Origin of the sequence: uncultured Campylobacter sp. (assembly GCF_938045225.1) — a bacterium.
Lineage (GTDB): Bacteria > Campylobacterota > Campylobacteria > Campylobacterales > Campylobacteraceae > Campylobacter_A.
In genome coordinates, this window is record NZ_CALINL010000044.1 from 1 (window position 1) to 3265 (window position 3265).

General features: G+C 40.9%; 4 protein-coding genes. 2 read left to right on the forward strand and 2 right to left on the reverse strand.

Annotated features, from left to right (window positions below):
* Together Q0200_RS02360 and Q0200_RS02365 are read left to right on the forward strand one after the other, a co-directional pair.
* Positions 1-1172, forward strand: a 1172-nt coding sequence (locus Q0200_RS02360; RefSeq protein ID WP_297937259.1) for a ComEC/Rec2 family competence protein, incomplete at its 5' end; no start/stop codon positions are given.
* A gap of 310 nt (positions 1173-1482) precedes the next feature.
* A complete protein-coding gene (locus Q0200_RS02365) occupies positions 1483-1779 on the forward strand; it encodes a hypothetical protein (protein ID WP_297937262.1) in 297 nt (98 codons plus the stop codon).
* Positions 1780-1788: 9 nt separating this feature from the next.
* Here Q0200_RS02365 and Q0200_RS02370 read toward each other — a convergent pair whose 3' ends face one another.
* Positions 1789-2643 carry a YihY family inner membrane protein gene (locus Q0200_RS02370; RefSeq protein WP_297937265.1) on the reverse strand — a complete coding sequence of 285 codons (855 nt, stop codon included), beginning with the start codon at positions 2641-2643 and terminating at the stop codon, positions 1789-1791.
* A 255-nt stretch (positions 2644-2898) separates the two neighbouring features.
* Positions 2899-3093: a hypothetical protein gene (locus tag Q0200_RS02375; protein WP_297937268.1), complete on the reverse strand. Its 195-nt coding sequence runs from the start codon at positions 3091-3093 to the stop codon at positions 2899-2901.
* Positions 3094-3265 lie beyond the last annotated feature (172 nt).

Here is a 3265-nt window from a genome sequence, read left to right on the forward strand (position 1 = left end):
GCGAGATTAACGGCGAATTTAAATCCCAAAACGGCGTTATCCTACAAGCTAAAATTTTACAAAACTACGAAAAAACTAACGCAAAAGGCAAAATTTACCGCGTTTTGAAGCTAAAAACGCGCGATTTTAGCTTTTATACGACGACGCGGGCGGACTTTGACGCGGGAGCGAACGAGCAAATTTTAATCGGCGCCGAAAACAAAAGCGTCAAATTTAAAGATTACCTAAGCGGCTCGTTTTTTATGCCAAGCTACGGTACCTCGGAGCTTCGATATGTTACCAGCTCTGAGCTGTTGCGAGATCAAATTTATGATTTTATCGCCGCGCAGCACGAAAGCGAAAAAATGACCGAGCTTTTTACCGCACTGTTTTTAGCAGCGCCCGTGGGCAAGGAGCTTAGAACGGATGTAAATTTCTACGGCGTAGCGCACCTCATCGCGATTTCCGGTTATCATTTGGGGCTTATTTTTGGTTTTTTATATTTTGTCATGCGCCCGGCGTACAGCTATTTTCAGGCGCGATATTTTCCGTATCGAAACGCCAAATTTGACCTCTCGGCCGCGATATTTGCGGTTTTGTTTTGCTATCTTGCGCTGATCGGCTTCGTGCCATCCTTTTTGCGGGCGTTTTTGATGAGCCTGCTGGCTCTGTTTTTGCTCGCGAGAAACGTGCGCGTCGTGAGCTTTGAGCTTCTTTTTACGGTGATTTGCGCCGCCGTGGCGATGATGCCTAGTCTGCTTTTTAGCGTCGGATTTTATTTTTCAAGTCTTGGCGTGTTTTATATTTATCTCTATCTGCGGCACTTTGGCGAGCGGTTTTCAAATTTGACGCACGCTATCTTGCTAAATTTTTGGGTATTTTCGGCGATGATTTTGCCCGTGGTTTACTTTTTCCCGCTCGTTAGCGCCCAGCAGCTAGCCGTCTTGCCGCTCACGCCGCTTTTTAGCTTGTTTTATCCGATTAGCGCACTTTTGCATGTGTTTGACGCGGGCGGCACGCTTGATGAGTATTTGCTAGAATTTCTCTCGTGGCGAGCAAAGGGGGTAAATTTGAGCGTACCGTTTTGGCTGTTTTTACTCTATAACGCGCTGAGCTTAGCAAGAGTCAAAAGCAAAATTTTAGCCGCCGTTATCGTGCTGCTAAATTTACTCTGCTTTGCTGCGCTTTTTTAAGATTTAAGCGTATATATAAAAGGCGGTACAAAAAGGTTGTGCGGGTGCTAAAAAAAGGAGCTGACAAGCTAGTCGTCAGAGGCGAGGATGCGGCAGCATAGTATCCGCAAAATTATGTGTAAGATTTAAAAAAATTTCCAGAAAACTCGCACAAGTTGGCTTACAAAAAGCTAGCTTTAGCTTCAAATTTTCCAGAAAATTTTTTTAGAATTTAACAAGAAAACCAATCGTTTTGCAACTTTAATTTATGAGATTTGCAAAAAAAAAAAAAACGATTATAATGCTACAAATTTTACTTTAAAGGTTAAAAATGTGGGATCTTTTTAAAGATGTCGTAGGTTTTATAGGTCTTTGTGTTTTGGGTTTCTTTGCTTTTTCATATTGGCAAGAGAAGTATGCTCCTAATGATTGTGCGAAACTAGTCCAGGGTGCCGAACAAAAAGTAGCGGAACTGTCAAGCAAGGGCGATACTGTATCAATAATATACATAAATTCGTATTTACAAGCTTTGGCTGAAATGCCAGAAAGTATGCGCGCTCAGGCTTGCACAAATTTAGTTTCTGATCCCGAATTTCCAGAAAATATTTTGAAAATTAAGAAAAAATAGCTGTTAAATTTACTCTGCGGCGTTCGATTTTTTATCGCCGCCTTTCTCACTCTCGCCCGCTTTTTCCAGATACGCGCACAGCTTCACGCCGTAAAGAAATATGATCCACGACACGTAAATCCACACGAAAAATAGCAGCACCACCGAAAACGAGCCGTAGATACTGAGGTAGGTTTTGTTGTTTGCGGCGTAAAAGACGAAGATATTTTTGCCTAGATACCAGATGAGCGAGGCCACAAACGAGCTAAAAAGCACGTTTTTTAGGGCGATTTGGCGGTTTATCGAGATGAGATAGGTCACGCAAAATATCGCCCAAATGATGAGGTACGGAAAGATACTTATAAAATTTATCCACTTCGTGTAGTCGCTGGAGTTTAGTATATCCTGAAATAAATTTGAGAGATAAAAACTAAGCCCAAGCCCCAAGGGAGCCAGCGTAATGAGCGTCCAATATGCGCTTAGCGAGTTCCAAAATTTGCGGCTTTGCGTGTGCATGATGCGGTTGATGACGTATTCGTAATCGGCGAAAAACATAATCGAAGTAAAGATGATAGCGCCAAGACCTAGGATACCAAGGCTTGAGCTGTTTTGCAAAAAGGTCTCGATGTAGTTTGAGATCGCGTCTTGGTTTGACGGTAGTAGCTGGGCGAATATAAATTCCTTGATCTTGGCGTAATAGACGCTAAAGCTTGGCATCTGCGTAAAGAGCGAAAGCGAGATGAGTAGCACGGGAATGATGGAGAGCATCGTGTGAAAGCTCAGGCTTGATGCGTAGTGCAGTAGCTGCTTGTCCTTGATCTTTAGCATCGCCGTAAGCCAAATTTTAAGCGTTTCTTTTATCTTTTCAAATTTTTGCGCGGTCATCTTAAATCCTTAAATTTGAGGTATTTTACTTTAAAATTTTTAAATTTCGGATTAGGTAAAATTTTATTTATTTTGCGTTTTGCGATACGGAGGTCTTTATGATTATGGAGTTAAATTTGACCGTATTTTAGAGTAACGACGGCGTCAAATTTAAAGCGGTCGGCGATTTTAAATTTTGATTTACGGCGGCGAGGTTAAAATCAGCTAAATTCTGTGCGGTAATTTTGTCAAATTTGAAGCAATGAGAGCTTGCATTTAGCTTTGCGGCAAGGCTTCTTTTATTATCTTTTTTATCTCGGACAAGCTTTGTTCTTCGTCAGCCACGAGTTCACGCATTTTAAAACCGGCTTCAATGATGGCGTAGAGCTCGGGCTTAGTGGTTTTCCATCTTTGTAGCGTTCTAGTGGTTATCTTTAAAATTCTAGCTTTGTCTTGTTGGCTGTATTTCATAGCGCAAGTTTAGCTTTTATAAATTTAATAGCAAATTGCGACATATATTCGTAAATTTATAATAAATTTAGAAATAATGTCGTAAAATCGTAAAATTTAATTTTTTAAAATAACACAAAAAGGGACTTAGGTTGAATTACTCGGAGATTGGTTTTAGTTTTATAGCATCTGT

Coding starts and splice junctions, on each gene's coding strand:
- Q0200_RS02365 (WP_297937262.1), top strand. CDS start 1,483: ATGTGGGATCTTTTTAAAGATGTCGTAGGTTTTATAGGTCTTTGTGTT.
- Q0200_RS02370 (WP_297937265.1), bottom strand. CDS start 2,643: ATGACCGCGCAAAAATTTGAAAAGATAAAAGAAACGCTTAAAATTTGG.
- Q0200_RS02375 (WP_297937268.1), bottom strand. CDS start 3,093: ATGAAATACAGCCAACAAGACAAAGCTAGAATTTTAAAGATAACCACT.